Origin of the sequence: Clostridium sp. YIM B02555 (genome assembly GCF_022320955.1) — a bacterium.
Lineage (GTDB): Bacteria > Bacillota > Clostridia > Clostridiales > Clostridiaceae > Clostridium > Clostridium saccharoperbutylacetonicum.
The window spans coordinates 275,953-290,847 of record NZ_JAKJJY010000003.1 but is presented as its reverse complement, the minus strand read 5'-3'; the positions used below and the strand labels follow the sequence as shown (position 1 = coordinate 290,847).

Here is a 14,895-nt window from a genome sequence, read left to right as displayed (position 1 = left end):
TTTTGTTAATATATACTATTCAATTTTTTGACTTTTTGTTCTATATATATATCAAAAATAAATTTTAAAATTTATTCATTTTTGAAATATCTTTTCAGCATAATCTTTGATTAAAAACATTATCTAAATTAACTTTTTCAACTCTCCTTCTAATTTCAGCCACATCAGTTGTATATAATCCAAGTTCTTTCATTCTTTCAAAATATACAGATCCTGCAAATGTATATCTATCCTTTCTTCCTTCTCTACTTCCAGCTCTTTCATTTGCATAAGTTATTATATCTCCAATTGCAATTGAAGAAGGCAAAATTAATAATGGCATTCCCATTGCTAATCTCACAGAATTATGTCCTGCTAAAGCCCCAGTTGCTATGGCTTCCGTATGTCCAACAAATAAGCCACTTTTTTCGCCAGCACAAAACAAATTATCAACCCCAACAACTTTTAAATCGTTAGTTCTTGGTGCTACAGATAAATATCTTATAGAATTCCCCTTACTTCCCGCATATGGATCTACATATTTTACATTTTCCAAGCCTTTAATTTTTCTTAGTTTATGCAACGGGTAATAAGTCGTCATCAATTTAGCGTGGCCCGTATCGAGAAGAATGATATTTTCCGCAAATTCTTTCAAGGCATATTGCTGGCAAACCTTTGTATTAAGCTTGTCATAATTTATATCTTCCTTAGGTACCTTTAACACAACAACCCCTTTAGTATCTAGTTCATTTCTAATTTCTTCTGATAAACTTTCCTTTGCTAATTTACATGATCCTGAAAATGCTCCTAATATATCATCGCCTCTTTCGCCTTGAATATCTGGAACACCACATCTTTCACTTATACTAATTCTTGGTCCAAAAGATGGACACCTTAATACACACATAGAGCATCCATTACCATATCGAAGGCAATTACCCATTGGTCCTGTGGTTCCAGTAGTTTCTATAAATACATCGCCATCTATATAAGTTCCATTACTTAGATAAACTCCTTTAATTTTTTGGCCATCAAAGTTAATATCATTAACTCTACTTTCCATCATAATGTTAATACCTAAAGCTTTTAAATATTTACAAACTTCTCCTTCAATCATATTTACATTATAAAGAGTTGCATGCTTATGTCCTGGAAAATCTATATCTCTATGAATTGAAACTCTATCTGTAATTTTTATTAATTCTCCACAGCCTAAAGCAATCAATTCTTCCGCTGCTGTATATCGTCCATTATTACGCATTATGCCGCCAACATTTCCAAGCCCCAATAGTAAATCTGTCTTTTCTATTAATGTAACGTCTGCACCAGCTTTCTTGCTAGCGACTGCTGCAGTGCAGCCAGACCACCCACCTCCAACAATAACAATCTTCATATATATCTTCTCCCTTCAAAAATACTTCTTGGGTCTGCCTGCTCTTTACAGAATCTTTTTACTCTATGACCTGAAAATCTTGACGTACACGCGCCACAAATGCCTTCACCACAGCACATTTTAAAATTATTACAACATGAAAGAGATACATCCTTCCTATTAAGCTCATCTAAATAATTAATAACTCCATAAGTTAAAATATCTGCTCCAGCTATATGAATATAATTTGTATCATTTTTAAGTGCATCTTTTATAATTACCTTAGCATGATCCGAAATGCTGCCTTTATCTAACAAAGAGCTTTCTGAAACATTTACTTTATAATTATCTAAAAATTCTTGTGCAATATTCATTTCAAATGGACTTTTATCTATTACAACTTGTACTTCATTATCTTGTAAAATTAATTTTCTTATAACAGGCAACATAGGAGCAAGTCCAATTCCTCTTGCTAAAACTAATGCCTTTTTTTGCTTTTGAGCAAATATATTCTTTATTCCAAAAACACCATTCCAATATGGCCCTCTTATTTCTATGTTATCATTAGATTTTACAGAAAGCAGTTTGTTAGTTTTTATTCCTCTAATTTCAACTGCAATTGTTATTGCATCTTCTTCTATATCACAATTCATAATCGATATAGGAATGTCAAAGTAATTATTTCCATCAGTTCGTATAAAAATATAACTTCCTGGTTTAACCAAGTCTAAAACAAGTTTATGCGGCGCATTAAATTCAATTTTAACTAACTTATCGTTATAATTTGTTATGTCTTTTATATTACATTTATAAGTTTTGCGCCCTTCTTTTGCCACATTGTTATTATTAAAGAATTCTTGATATATGCAAACCCCCTTCCAATTTAAACAGTCACAAAATTCCTCTCCTTGACATTGAGAACAAATTAAACATTGTCCATATTCTGCTAATTTACAAGGGCAAAATTCAGTTCCAGCATCTATGCAGTCTATAGCTTCTTTTACCATTCTTTCTCCTTTAGATAAAATTGCTTCTCTATATTAGATTATTTCAAATTACTTAATTTGACACAAAAATTATGAGTTCTTGTAGCACAACTGCTTTACTAAAATATAAGTAGTTACATTTAGGAATAAAACAATAATAAGAGTAAAAGAACTATCATAGAATAAGACTATCTTTTACTCTTAAATTTATAATATATAATTATACTAATTCTTTAACAGTATTACTTCCAAAGGCTACTTTTTCTAACACATGATTGTAGATTTTATCTGTAACTTTCCATCTATCAGGGCAATTTAACACAACTATAATAATATCTTTTCCATTGTTATTAACTGATGATACTAAGCATTTCCCAGCTTGACCTGTATACCCTGTCTTAACTCCATTAGCCCCTGGAATCATCCAAAGAATTTTGTTTATATTATTATAATCTCTTGTAAAATTATATTTTTCTTTAGAAATTTGTTTAGTACCTACTATTTCTCTAAACAAATCATAATCCATTCCCTTTGATGTAAGCATCGCCAAATCATAAGCAGTAGAATAATGATTACTACTGTCCAATCCATGTGGAGATTCGAAGTGCGAATCTAATATTCCTATTCCCCTTGCATAATGGTTCATTATTTCTGAAAATCCCTCAATGGAACCTCCCAATTCTTCAGCAATAGCAATAGCCGCATCATTGCCTGATTTAAACATAAGACCAAATATTAGTTCTTTTAATACAATTTCCTCTCCAGCCTTATAACCAACTCTTGATCCTCTAATACTTGCTGCTTTCTTGCTTATAGTAACTTTTTTATCCAAATTTCCTTGTTCAATAGCAATAAGTGACGTAAGAATTTTTGTTGTGCTTGCCATTGGAACTAACTCATATGCATTTTGTTCAAATAAAATAGTGCCAGTTTCTTTATCTAAAGCTATTGCTGACCTTGCATTTACCTTAAAATTAGTACCAGTTATGTTTTCTGCATATACATTTAGGCTTAATGACTGAATAAAAATAAGGCTGAATAATATAATAGCAATACTCTTAATACCTTTCTGCATATTTATCACCTTCTAAATTTACTCTTTGAGTTTAGTTTACCTTGAAAAAAATTTTTTAAACCTAATTTAAATATTTTTTAGGGTTTATTTTTGGATATTGTAGTCAATAATTATATAATAGTATGAGTTTGGAGGAATTTTATGAACTTATTTCTTATTGTACTAGTTATATTATTTATATTATTTTTACCTATTCCTATTAAATTTAGTATTTACTATTCTTCGGATGATTATTATATAAAATTCTACAATATTACTTTAACTTCAAAAAAAAAAGATAAATTTAAAGAAAATATTAACTTAGATAAAAAAGAAGAGGACCTTTTCAAAATATTTTATAAATATCTTGATTTAAAATCTTTTATATTTGATTTATATCATTCAAAGTTCAAACCATATTTAAGAATAAAATTAATTTTAGATTATTCTTTTAACGATGCAGCTAAAACAGCTATTTCTTATGGAGTACTATGTCAAATACCATCACTAGTATTCATTCTCTCAAGTATACCTTTTAAAATAAGAAAATTTAATTTTAAAATCAACCCAATTTTTGAGGATAAATTTTTACTAAAATTTGAAACTTCAAGTATAATTTTCTTATCTCTTGCCAACATTATATACATAACAATATTATTGTTAAAATATATAACTAGCCAAGGGAGGTGACCCCTTAATTTAGGGGATTTATTATGTCAAATGAACAACATGTCGAAAACTTAATGAAAAGTACTATGGAAAATCTTAAAGATATGATTGATGTTAATACCGTAATTGGTAAAGCCATTGAAACAAAAGATGGAACTTATATTGTTCCAGTATCAAGATTGAGTTTTGGCTTTGCATCTGGTGGTAGTGAATTTTCCAATGAAAAGCAAAACCTTAGCAGCACAGTATTTCCTTTTGGTGGCGGATCTGGTGCAGGAGTTTCAGTTAAACCTGTTGCATTTTTAGTTGTAAAGCCAGATGGAGTAAGAATGCTTCCTGTAGATCAAGATACAACTTATGACAGAATTGTAGATACCGTTCCTCAAATACTAGATATAATAAAAAGTCTTGTAAAAGATATGTGTAAAAAGAATAAAAATGATAATAATGGTAATACTACAAATGTTGATAGTAATGTTAAGCATGATACCAATGAATGTTATTGCGATGACAGCAGTAATATTTAGGCATACAAAATATGCCTCGAGTCACTCCTAATTTTTTAATTCAAAAGAGAAATAGTTATTTGATTTACTCAAATTTTCTATTTCTCTTTCAATTTATAAAAATCTGGTTTTATTTATTAATAATATTGTTTAGACTTGTTCCTTTGTTTCTTCTATATCTTCCTCAGAATCGTCTTGTCCAAACAAATCTAGAGAAGGAAGTTCCTTTAAGTCTTTTAATTCAAATTGTCTTAAAAATTCATCTGTTGTTCCATACAATATTGGCCTACCTGGCACTTCTAGCCTTCCAACTTCTTTTATAAGATCTTTTTCCATGAGTCTTTGTAATGCACTTTCAGACTTAACTCCTCTGATTTCATCGATATCAATCCTTGTTATTGGCTGCTTATATGCTATTATAGCCAAACTTTCTATTGAAGCCTGAGATAATGATTGTCTCTTATTTTTCTTTAGAAGTTTTTGTATAAAATCTGCATTTTCAGATTTTGTAACTAATTGGTAACTTCCTTTTATACAAATTAATTTTATTCCTCTACTTTTATTTACTTCATATTCCTCTATCATTTCTTGAATAATAATTTCTATAAGTTTAGATTTTTCTTCAAGGTGATTAACCAAATCCTGAAGACTTAACGGTTCTCCACTTGCGAAAAGTAACGCTTCTATAGCTGATTTTAAAGCATTCTTTTTTAAATCATCTAAAAATGGAATTTGAATACCTTTTTCTTTACTCACTATCCATTCTCCTCTCAACTAAAATATTCATAAAATTATCACTTTGATAAACTTTAACCATTCTTTGCTTAATCATTTCAAGCAAAGCTAAAAAAGTTACAACACATTCTAATTTACATTCACACTCTCTTGTAAGCTCATCAAAATTGCTTATTTTTTCATTCATTAATCTTGCCTTAATAAACTCAAGTTTATCTTCTATTTTGTATTTATCTACGTATATCTTTTTTTGAATTACATTATTTTTATTTTGCTTATTGTTATAAATCTCTAACAAATTATTATAAATATTATATAATTCAATAAGGCTTGTATCTTTTAACAAATCAACTCGTACAATATTATCTTTTCGCTCTTCAATTATTTCAGGTTTCTTACCATATACATCTCCGGCACTTACATATCTTTCTCTAAAGAATGCAGAAACTCCTTTGATTTTCTTATATTCAATAAGTTTTTCTAATAATTTCTTTTCGTCATCCTCTTCATCTTCATCTTCTTTTTTGGCTTTAGGTAATAGATATTTTGACTTTATTTCAATTAATGTAGCTGCTACTACAATAAATTCAGAAGTTATTTCTAAATCCATTTCCTTCATCTCATTAAGATAATTTAAATATTGATTTGTTATTTCATATATTTTAACATTGTATATATCCATTTGATTTTTTCTAATTAAATGTAATAATAAATCAAAAGGGCCTTCAAAATCATTTATTTTAATTTTTGGAAGTTCCATTATACTTCTTTACCTCCATAATAAATTTAGTAAATATAATAAATTGTATAATTTTAAACACTCTAATATATAATAACAATTAATATGCTTCAAGACAAGAAAGATTAAAAATCCCTTAAAAACAATAAATATGAACTGTCTTAAACTAAACCATTATACAATACATTAAGAAAAAATTAAATTCTTTACTCAAATATTATATACTTTTATTAAAGACAGTCCATAAAACATTATCCATATTAAATTCTATTTTACTGAAAGAGAATATTATACGCTTAACTTAAACACCTTTTTCAAAAAGATTCTTGATGTTGTATTTAATATTATCAAATATATTACCTTTCTTAATATCCCTATCACAATATACTTCTATTTCTCCAACTTTATCATTACCTAAATATACTTCATATTTCCCAACTATATCTCCGACTTTATATTCTTTCTTTAATTCATCGATAACGATTTTCTTTTCAAGTTCTTTACTTTCCCCCTTAGGTAATATAACAGTTAAATCATTTTTAGCTTTTGCCATAAAATATTTATCAGTTTGTTCATCCATAAAAATTTTATCTACATCTTCATCTTTTGAAATAAGCTTTTTACCTTCATATTTTGAGAATCCATGATTAAGTAATACTCCGGCATCACGATTTCTAATTTTATATGTAGGTGCTCCCATAATTACTGATAACATCCTTACACCATTTCTTGTTGCTGTTGCACTGATACAGTATTTTGCTTCATCTGTAAAACCTGTCTTTAATCCATCACAGCCTTCAAAAAATCTTACTAGTTTATTATGATTAACAAGTTCAATAGGTGATTTTCTTCCTTCAGATATTGTCTCCATATAAGTTCCTGTATATTTTAAGACTTTTGGATGTTTCAATAATTCCTTAGACATTATAGCAATGTCCTTTGCAGTTGATAAATGCCCATCTGCTGGAAGACCATTACAGTTTTTAAAAGTTGTGTTTTTCATTCCAAGCTCTTGAGCTCTTGTATTCATCATATTGACAAAATCCGCTTCTGTACCTCCTAGATATTCTGCAAGCGCAACTGCTGCATCATTTCCTGATGCAATTGCTACACCTTTTAATAATTCCTCTACAGTTCTAATTTCTCCAGTATCCAAAAGCATTGTACTTCCACCCATTTTTTTAGCATTTTCACTACAAGTTACTTTATCCTCTATAGTTATTTTGCCACTATCTACAGCCTCCATGGTTAACAGCATAGTCATAATTTTTGTTACAGAAGCTGGTGCAAATTTTTCATCTGCATTTTTTTCATAAATTATTTTTCCGCTCATAGGCTCCATTAATAAAGCTGATCTTGCTTCAATATTCGTTCCTTCAGCCTTACTATTATCTTCTGGTTGTGCTGCATAAACTAGCTGCATTGGTATTAATAAAATGGTAAGAATAGATATCAATATGCAAGATAAAAATCTTTCAATTTTATTTTTCATTTCCCTGCCTCCTTTCAAAGATTAGTGTTACCATAATAAGAAATAATATTACAAGCAACCCTAAATTCCTCAAAATAAAGACAGGAAATTTACTCTACATTTAATTCAAAATTCCAATTTTGTATTTGATACTACTTATTTAAACTACTTTTTACCATATTTTCTATTTCATTTTCATTAATGTCATTGGTTGAAGAAATTGAATAGGATATGCCCTCCTTTTTCCAAGTAGCTAAATTATATAGTTTATCTTTATTGCCATTTAAATTTACGTCTATTCCATTAATTTTAGTAGTCTTCTTAATTGTATATTCATTATAATCTCCACTGATATTTTCACTGCCCTTACCAGCTCTAAAAGTAATAAAATCTTGTCCATTGCTATATCCCACTTGTATTGTAGTATCTGCAATAACACTAATATTATCTTTATTAAATCCTTTAGGTAATGTATCAATTGGTTTTATTTGAAGCTTTGCTGCTGCTTCAGCCTCTTCTATTGTCTTATATTCTTTTGAAGAAAAGGTAGAAATCATAAACTTAGGAGCAGAATCTGATTCATCATCACTTTCTCTCTTCATATTTTTTTCCTTATTTTCATTGTCAGCTGCTTCCTTTGAACTATCTTCCAAACTTTCATTATTAGCTTCTTTACCATTTTCATTAGTTTGTGGGGCTGAGCTCGTAACTACTGGCTCATTAGCCTTTTCTGTTGGAGCAGCTTCATTAGTTTGTGGCTCTTTATTTGTATTTGGTGCTATACTAGAATTAACTTGTGAGACATTTGGATTTTTATCTTTCTTCTCTATTGGTACTTGATTTTCTTTTTTATCTAAATTATTATTATTGCTATTTTCATTTTTAACTGTAGTACCTTTTTTATCATCAGCATTTCTGCTAATATCAGTCTTTAAATTTTCATGTTTTCCAGAACCAGCATTATCACTTGTACTATCCAAACCACTATCATATGTATGATTTTTATTATCATCTGTATCACGTACTTTACTATTATTTATAGTTTTATTCTCTTCATTGTTACTAGAAATTTTATTTTCCTCATTATTACTAATCTCTTGATTTTGTTTTATATTGCTAGTTTCAGGTTTAAATAATTCAGGATGGCTTTTAACAACACTTAGACATATTACTACTGTAAAACAAGCTGCTGCCAGCTGCATGTTCCTTTTAAACTTTATAGGTTTTACAACTGTTGGTATTATACCTTTGGCTTCTATATTATTATTGAGGACATTATTGAGTATTCTTTGTTTCATATCTTCGCTCATAACGATTTTATCTAATTCTTGTTTATACTTCTTACTCAAAATCATACTCCTCCTTTAACTCACTTCTTAAAATATTTCTTCCTCTGCTTAGCAATGAACGTACTGTTGCCTCTTTTTTGTCTATTATAGTTGCAATTTCCACTGTTGTATAATCTTCATAATAATATAAATAAATAATTTCTCTATATTTTAGTGGAAGCTGCATAACCTTATTGAGTACATTACTATCTTTGTACTCATCATAATATGGCATCTCCGTTAACTCTACATGCTTTTTAAACCATGCAGATTTTAATTTATTTTTGCAGATATTTCTTGCAACACAAATAAGCCAATTCTTCTTGTATTCATCGCTTTCGAGCTTTTCTATATTTTTAAGTAGCTGTACAAATACCTCTTGTACCACATCTTCTGCATCATAAATATTCTTCATGTATGAATATGCAAGTCTCAGCAGCATATTTCCATAATGATCTAAATCTTGTGAGATAATTTCATCCGTACGCAATGAAACCACATTCATTATAAAACTCATCCTTCCATCTTGTCGCACAAGAAACTATTAAAAATTAATCTAGGCCCAAATTAATTTTAATTAGTATTCTTGTCCACCCCTAAATTGTATTTATAAACCTTAACCAATACTAAAAAGTACTCTTTATTACATTAATAATATCATCTTTTTTCATTCCTTTGTTAACCAAAATAGAATATGACATCTCATTAACTTTCCAAGTTGCAAGTTTTACACTCTCATCATTTCCACTTAATTTAATATCTTTATTATTTACCTTAACTATATCATTGTTCTTATACTCAGTATAATCTCCACTGATATTTTCAATTCCTTGTCCCATTCTAAACAAAATTTCGTTATCACCATTACTATAGCAAATTTGGAAGGTTTGTTTTGAAATAGTACTAATATATTTCACATTATATTTTTCAGGTATTGTTTTTGGTGTTAAAATTTTAAACTTTAAAACTTTTTGAGCATCTTCTATAGTTTTAAATTCCTCTATTGGATTTGCTATCCCATCTATCGCTAATTTTTGAATCTGTTTTCCAAAATCCCATTTTCCGTCTTTATCCACTTTATATCCATCTGGTGTAGTAGTATTAACTGCCATTTCTCCATTATCATATACATAATACCAATTACTATTTGTTTTTATCCATCCCTTTTTAGTTGTTCCATCATTATTCATATAATACCATTTATTATTTATTAATTTCCAGCCTATAACGATATTTCCGTTATCAACATAAATATTTTGTCCATCTTTTGTAGTACACCAAAAGCTTCCTATCGCCTTTTCATCTCTAAGTAATGAATTATATACTTTGATTGAAACATATACTTCATTATCAATTATTATAGGTGATGCTCCTGTCCCAATTGCTTTACCACAAACCACATCTTTTCCTTTTCCAATCAAGTTTGAATAGTAATAAGTATCCTCTCCAATGGTAATGGATGCATTTATTCTATCTTTATCTAATAATACAACGTTATTATCTTTATCAATATTAACATTAAAACCTAAAGCTTCAGCAGTAACTTTTAGAGGCACTAAAACTTTACCATCCTTAATAACAACGCTTAGTTTTCCTAGGTCTATATTTTTACCTTCTATAATAATGTCATTAGCTTTATTCATGCCTTCATTAGTTGAAATCAAGATTGGATCACTCATAATATGCATTGTATCACTATCTAATTGATTATCAGCTGCAAATACCGGAATTGCTCCTCCAATAATTGTACTAACACATAATAAACTAATCATCGCTTTTTTCATAAATTTATCTCTCCTTCTAAGTTATATAACCTTTTTCTTTATTTTTCTATTTATAATACAATTGAGCTCAGAAAAGTGTTGCAATAAATTCTAAAAAATAATTAATCATTATACTAAATTAAACTGATTATTTTATTGAACAAAAAAAGAACTCTATTTCTAGAGTTCAATTTTTTTACATCATTAAATCTATTTCTTTTACATCGTTATCGCTTGATTCAGGTTTGGATGCAGGTTTAGATATACCTGCCTTTTCATATTCTCCATCTGCAACAAAATGTATCTTTTGCAAAATCTCTTTTGCTTCTGGATCATCCTGAAGCGCTTGTTGTAAATCTTCAAATGTAAAACTTTCTCTTGTTTCAATAAGTTTCCCTAATACCTCACGTTGTCTTTTACTAAACATTTTATACATGTTTAATACTTTCCTAATATTTATTTCTTCCATTAACGCCTACCCCTTTCATATATATAATTATACATAAAATGCTAAATTCCTTCTAATCATTACAAATTAATATATAATTAACTATTAAATTCTACGTTCTCACAGCTATTAAATTTAAACAACTCAGCTTTTCCTAATATTTTTAATTTAATCTTACTCTTCTAAAAATACAAAAATCCCTAATATAATTTTTTTAACATCTTTTTTCCAACTAACTTTTGCAATACCACCCCCTAAATGATCATCAATTATATCTGAATGCCTAGAATGTTTCAAGTCTTTTGGTATTCCATCAGTTGCCTCAAAAAATTCTCTTCAATAACGAATTCTCCTAACTTAATGGTAAATACAATTTTTCTCCAACATAAATTTTATCTTCATTTGTTATTCCGTTTATTTTTAATACCAAAGCTTTATTTTTATCATAATCAAGATTATGCTTTTTACAGATTTCATTTAATGTATCTCCAGCTTGTATTGTATAAGGCTTTAATTTTAAAATATCTTTATCTACTTCGTCTGTTTTTTTATTTTCCTTTGGTGTATTTTCAGCTTGTTGTAATTTTTCTATTAATTCCTTGCTTTCTTGTAGCTTTTTTGTTAATTCATCTTTTTCAGTTGTTAGCTGATTATTAGCTATAAGCAGTTCATTTTGTTTTTCTTCATAATTAATTTTTTCAGTGCCTTCAAATGTTGTAAATACCAATACACTAGCTAATATAAAAAAAGTTATTAAAGAAAATAAACTCAATTTTCCTTTACTCTTATTTGACTTATCAATCTTTATTTCAAGCTTTTTACCAATATCATCAAAGATATAAAAGCCATTTGTTTTTTCAACTTTATCATTTTTCCATTGAAAAAAACCTCTTGTTCCTGCTATTGGATCAACCACATACGCAATTTGCCAAGGAAGATTAAAAAAATTCTCTTGAATAAAGATATCATAATTCGATAAAAATATTCCGTAACTAGGGTGAGTATGCTGCCAGCCTAAGATTTTTTTATCTGGATATAAATTTTCATGCTCATTATGAATATAATTCCAAGTTTCATGTGTAAATGTTAAGGTTGAAGCAGTAGCATCAGTATACTTTGCTTCAATGAAATCTGAAATTATAACATTTTTTTTATTATTGACTTCTGCATAATTACCTATTAAAATTCCACCACGTTCATGTGTTGTATCTGCTTTTGAAAATTTTTCAATTTCATTATATACATCTTGTTTAATATAAATTTTTACATCATTAACATCCGTTTCTCCAATCGTGATAAAATTATCAGGCAACTTAATCGTTTCATTAGAATCATTAACCTTTTCCTCTTCTACAATTTCAATTTCTTTCATTTAGATTCACCCCCTAAACATAATTTTGATAAATACATTGACAATTAAAAAAATCATTAATGCTAATCCACTAGTTCCGCCTTTATTCATCAAATAATTTTCCCTTTCACAAACATCAATATAATCTGCTTTTTTGATATGTTTTTCAATATGACATTTGTATATATAATTAGCAAAAAAACCTGATAGTAAAAAAGGTACAACAAAAATGAAAAGTTCAAATGATGAATATACTAAAGGATCTTTATTTCTATTAAATCCAGCTGGTAATAACATAAGCATAATTATGTTTAGAAGCATTGAATATAAAAAAAATGCTATATAATATAAAATTTGAGTTATATACATTTTTCTATATGCATACCAGTAGGCTCCAAAAAATGCACTTGCCCAATTCCAACTCATTTTACTTTTTCTATTATTCAATTCTTCAAACTTTGGTAAAAAATACTCCTGATTCTTTCCAATAAGTGTATATATCTCTTCATCTATATTTCTGCCGCTATTTAAATTATTTGAGATATTATCATATTGCTGCTGATCTTTATAATTCATATTACCTATAGCAGTATTAATACCTTTTCCATCTTCATAAATTTCTCCACATTTTTCAGCTAAAGTATCATTAGCTTCCGTAATGATTCCTGTACAGCCAAAAGTTGTACATCCTTGATTTTGTGTCCAGCATTCTTTATGATGAGGCATTTCACATTCACTACAACTAATAACCTCATCATTTTCTTTAAATTCATCCTTGCAATATGGACATATTTTCCCTATATAATTCAACATTATTCCCTCCCATTTATTAATAAAACCAACACTACAAACCTGCAATCACATTAAGCATAATTACTATAATTACTGTAATTACTATAGTTGCCAATACAGCCCAAGTACTAGTTCCTCCTTCTTTGAATAGATAATCTTGCTTCATATAATTATCCATAGCGTTTGCTATTTCAAGATGTTTTTCAACATGACGTTTATACAAGTAATTTCCAAACATCCCAGATAAAATGAAAAAGGTCAATCTTGAGATTCCTGAGAAACCAGGTATTAGTCCAAAAATAAGACTCGATATATAATAAATTATAGAAATCTTATACATTTTTCTATATGGATACCAATACATACCAAAAAATGCACTAGCCCAGTTCCAACTCAATTTTTTATTAAAATAATCAAGGTTATCAAATTTCGTTACATAGTAAATTTGTTTTTCTCCAATAAATTTACGCATATCTTCTTTTTCATCTACTTTATTCTGTGAGCCGTAATTTATGTTAAATGAATTTTGTTGTGTTGTATTACTCGAAGTCTGCTGATTTCCATAAGAATATCCAAACTGCGATGAATCTTCAAATCCATTGTCTAAAAGATTTCCTCCACAGTAGCTACAAAATCTTTGTCCATCAATATATGCTGTTCCACATCTCTTACAAACTGCTTCTCCGCTATAGTTATCAACTCCCATAATAGTTCCTGTACAGCCAAAGGTTGTGCACCCTTGATTTTCAACCCAGCACTCCTTGTGATGGGGCATTTCACAGATACTGCAAAGGACAATTTCATCATCTTCTTTAAACTCACCTTTACAGTAAGGGCATATTTTCCCTGTAAAATCCATCTTCATCTCCCCCTGTTTTTATTCATAAATATCTATTTCAAAATCATATTTACTTTTTTGCTTTTTCTTAATTTGTAATTTTATTATTACCAGCGTTGCTATAACTAGTAATATAGCCAGAACCATAATAATAATCTTTAGCTTTTCATTTTCTGCTAAGACTTTTTTATAATTAGTTTCTATATCATTTTGTTTTAAATTATTATCTTCTTCTTGATCATTATTAGCATTGCTGCTTTCAGGTACAGTATTATTAACAAAGTTATTAATAGTTGAAGTTCCTATTGCAAAGCCAATTCCTTCTGCATCTAATAATTTCATAGTATTTATTCCAATAACTTCTCCATTTTCATTAATAAGAGGTCCACCACTATTCCCTGAATTTATTGAAGCATCGATTTGAATATATTCATGATTCTTTACTTTCCTATTCTTCGCTGAAACTATTCCCTTAGTCATCGTATATGGAATATCTTCAGGTGCTCCAATTGCATATACCTCTTTGCCTATTGCAATATTATCTTCAGAAACAAGTTTAAGAGGTGTTAAAGCTTCCTCCACTTGAATTAAAGCTAAATCAATATTTTTATCAATTTTCGAAACCTTACCAACACAACTTTTCCCGTTGTATAACTTTACTGTAACTGTGTTGAACCCGTTAACCACATGTGCATTAGTAATGATTGTATTTTTATCAATTGCAAAGCCGCTTCCCATTCCCTTATCTGTATAAATTACTGTAACTGAATTATAAAGATTTTCGGGGACAAAATTCATAGCAGCAACAGGTCTGCTCATTAAAAGTATACAAATAAAAACTATAACTACATTTTTAATTCTCAC

General features: G+C 28.6%; 17 protein-coding genes. 2 read left to right on the top strand and 15 right to left on the bottom strand.

What is annotated here, in order from left to right; translation table 11 throughout:
* Positions 1–94 precede the first annotated feature (94 nt).
* From L3B98_RS06950 to L3B98_RS06940, 3 genes are all read right to left on the bottom strand, one after another.
* Positions 95–1,372, bottom strand: a complete 1,278-nt coding sequence (locus L3B98_RS06950) for an FAD-dependent oxidoreductase (protein WP_015392920.1) — start codon at positions 1,370–1,372, stop codon at positions 95–97.
* Positions 1,369–2,358, bottom strand: a complete 990-nt coding sequence (locus tag L3B98_RS06945) for a sulfide/dihydroorotate dehydrogenase-like FAD/NAD-binding protein (RefSeq protein WP_015392919.1) — start codon at positions 2,356–2,358, stop codon at positions 1,369–1,371. The genes L3B98_RS06950 and L3B98_RS06945 overlap by 4 nt, the downstream gene beginning before the upstream one ends.
* A 199-nt stretch (positions 2,359–2,557) precedes the next feature.
* The gene (locus tag L3B98_RS06940) at positions 2,558–3,412 is read right to left on the bottom strand and encodes a D-alanyl-D-alanine carboxypeptidase family protein (protein ID WP_015392918.1); all 855 of its coding nucleotides are present in this window, start codon (positions 3,410–3,412) and stop codon (positions 2,558–2,560) included.
* A gap of 141 nt (positions 3,413–3,553) precedes the next feature.
* Between L3B98_RS06940 and L3B98_RS06935 the strand changes: the two genes are divergently transcribed.
* Positions 3,554–4,081 carry a DUF2953 domain-containing protein gene (locus tag L3B98_RS06935; protein ID WP_015392917.1) on the top strand — a complete coding sequence of 176 codons (528 nt, stop codon included), beginning with the start codon at positions 3,554–3,556 and terminating at the stop codon, positions 4,079–4,081.
* Between the two features lie 23 nt (positions 4,082–4,104).
* Entirely contained in the window at positions 4,105–4,587 is a 483-nt protein-coding gene (ytfJ, locus tag L3B98_RS06930; protein WP_015392916.1) for a GerW family sporulation protein, read from the top strand.
* Between the two features lie 129 nt (positions 4,588–4,716).
* Here ytfJ and scpB read toward each other — a convergent pair whose 3' ends face one another.
* The 12 genes from scpB to L3B98_RS06875 form a co-directional block, all read right to left on the bottom strand.
* A complete protein-coding gene (scpB, locus tag L3B98_RS06925; protein ID WP_015392915.1) occupies positions 4,717–5,322 on the bottom strand; it encodes an SMC-Scp complex subunit ScpB in 606 nt (201 codons plus the stop codon).
* On the bottom strand, positions 5,315–6,061 hold the full coding sequence (locus L3B98_RS06920; protein ID WP_077362943.1) for a segregation/condensation protein A: 747 nt from the start codon (positions 6,059–6,061) through the stop codon (positions 5,315–5,317). The genes scpB and L3B98_RS06920 overlap by 8 nt, the downstream gene beginning before the upstream one ends.
* A gap of 280 nt (positions 6,062–6,341) precedes the next feature.
* On the bottom strand, positions 6,342–7,532 hold the full coding sequence (locus L3B98_RS06915) for a D-alanyl-D-alanine carboxypeptidase family protein (protein ID WP_015392913.1): 1,191 nt from the start codon (positions 7,530–7,532) through the stop codon (positions 6,342–6,344).
* Between the two features lie 131 nt (positions 7,533–7,663).
* On the bottom strand, positions 7,664–8,866 hold the full coding sequence (locus L3B98_RS06910) for a hypothetical protein (RefSeq protein ID WP_238916072.1): 1,203 nt from the start codon (positions 8,864–8,866) through the stop codon (positions 7,664–7,666).
* Positions 8,853–9,344 (bottom strand): sigma-70 family RNA polymerase sigma factor, encoded by a 492-nt coding sequence (locus L3B98_RS06905; RefSeq protein ID WP_015392911.1) that lies wholly within the window; start codon positions 9,342–9,344, stop codon positions 8,853–8,855. Before L3B98_RS06905 ends, L3B98_RS06910 begins: the two co-directional genes overlap by 14 nt.
* A gap of 121 nt (positions 9,345–9,465) precedes the next feature.
* On the bottom strand, positions 9,466–10,623 hold the full coding sequence (locus tag L3B98_RS06900) for a copper amine oxidase N-terminal domain-containing protein (RefSeq protein WP_238916071.1): 1,158 nt from the start codon (positions 10,621–10,623) through the stop codon (positions 9,466–9,468).
* A gap of 175 nt (positions 10,624–10,798) precedes the next feature.
* Positions 10,799–11,038, bottom strand: a complete 240-nt coding sequence (locus L3B98_RS06895) for a hypothetical protein (protein ID WP_238916070.1) — start codon at positions 11,036–11,038, stop codon at positions 10,799–10,801.
* A 186-nt stretch (positions 11,039–11,224) separates the two neighbouring features.
* Positions 11,225–11,347, bottom strand: coding sequence for a hypothetical protein (locus L3B98_RS28860; RefSeq protein WP_017810620.1), 123 nt, complete (start codon positions 11,345–11,347; stop codon positions 11,225–11,227).
* Between the two features lie 55 nt (positions 11,348–11,402).
* Entirely contained in the window at positions 11,403–12,422 is a 1,020-nt protein-coding gene (locus L3B98_RS06890; RefSeq protein ID WP_238916069.1) for a LysM peptidoglycan-binding domain-containing protein, read from the bottom strand.
* 6 nt (positions 12,423–12,428) lie between these two features.
* Positions 12,429–13,214 (bottom strand): RING finger protein, encoded by a 786-nt coding sequence (locus L3B98_RS06885; RefSeq protein ID WP_238916068.1) that lies wholly within the window; start codon positions 13,212–13,214, stop codon positions 12,429–12,431.
* Between the two features lie 31 nt (positions 13,215–13,245).
* Complete coding sequence (locus tag L3B98_RS06880) at positions 13,246–14,052, bottom strand: RING finger protein (protein WP_238916067.1); 807 nt, start codon at positions 14,050–14,052, stop codon at positions 13,246–13,248.
* 18 nt (positions 14,053–14,070) lie between these two features.
* Complete coding sequence (locus tag L3B98_RS06875) at positions 14,071–14,895, bottom strand: trypsin-like peptidase domain-containing protein (protein WP_077362931.1); 825 nt, start codon at positions 14,893–14,895, stop codon at positions 14,071–14,073.

Bases quoted from the DNA above. Each gene is read 5' to 3' on its own strand.
- ytfJ (WP_015392916.1), top strand. From the start codon at position 4,105: ATGTCAAATGAACAACATGTCGAAAACTTAATGAAAAGTACTATGGAA.
- L3B98_RS06880 (WP_238916067.1), bottom strand. From the start codon at position 14,052: ATGGATTTTACAGGGAAAATATGCCCTTACTGTAAAGGTGAGTTTAAA.
- L3B98_RS06885 (WP_238916068.1), bottom strand. From the start codon at position 13,214: ATGTTGAATTATATAGGGAAAATATGTCCATATTGCAAGGATGAATTT.
- L3B98_RS06900 (WP_238916071.1), bottom strand. From the start codon at position 10,623: ATGAAAAAAGCGATGATTAGTTTATTATGTGTTAGTACAATTATTGGA.
- L3B98_RS06920 (WP_077362943.1), bottom strand. From the start codon at position 6,061: ATGGAACTTCCAAAAATTAAAATAAATGATTTTGAAGGCCCTTTTGAT.
- L3B98_RS06895 (WP_238916070.1), bottom strand. From the start codon at position 11,038: ATGTATAAAATGTTTAGTAAAAGACAACGTGAGGTATTAGGGAAACTT.
- L3B98_RS06935 (WP_015392917.1), top strand. From the start codon at position 3,554: ATGAACTTATTTCTTATTGTACTAGTTATATTATTTATATTATTTTTA.
- L3B98_RS06915 (WP_015392913.1), bottom strand. From the start codon at position 7,532: ATGAAAAATAAAATTGAAAGATTTTTATCTTGCATATTGATATCTATT.
- L3B98_RS06905 (WP_015392911.1), bottom strand. From the start codon at position 9,344: ATGAATGTGGTTTCATTGCGTACGGATGAAATTATCTCACAAGATTTA.
- L3B98_RS06910 (WP_238916072.1), bottom strand. From the start codon at position 8,866: ATGATTTTGAGTAAGAAGTATAAACAAGAATTAGATAAAATCGTTATG.
- L3B98_RS06940 (WP_015392918.1), bottom strand. From the start codon at position 3,412: ATGCAGAAAGGTATTAAGAGTATTGCTATTATATTATTCAGCCTTATT.
- L3B98_RS06890 (WP_238916069.1), bottom strand. From the start codon at position 12,422: ATGAAAGAAATTGAAATTGTAGAAGAGGAAAAGGTTAATGATTCTAAT.
- L3B98_RS06950 (WP_015392920.1), bottom strand. From the start codon at position 1,372: ATGAAGATTGTTATTGTTGGAGGTGGGTGGTCTGGCTGCACTGCAGCA.
- L3B98_RS06945 (WP_015392919.1), bottom strand. From the start codon at position 2,358: ATGGTAAAAGAAGCTATAGACTGCATAGATGCTGGAACTGAATTTTGC.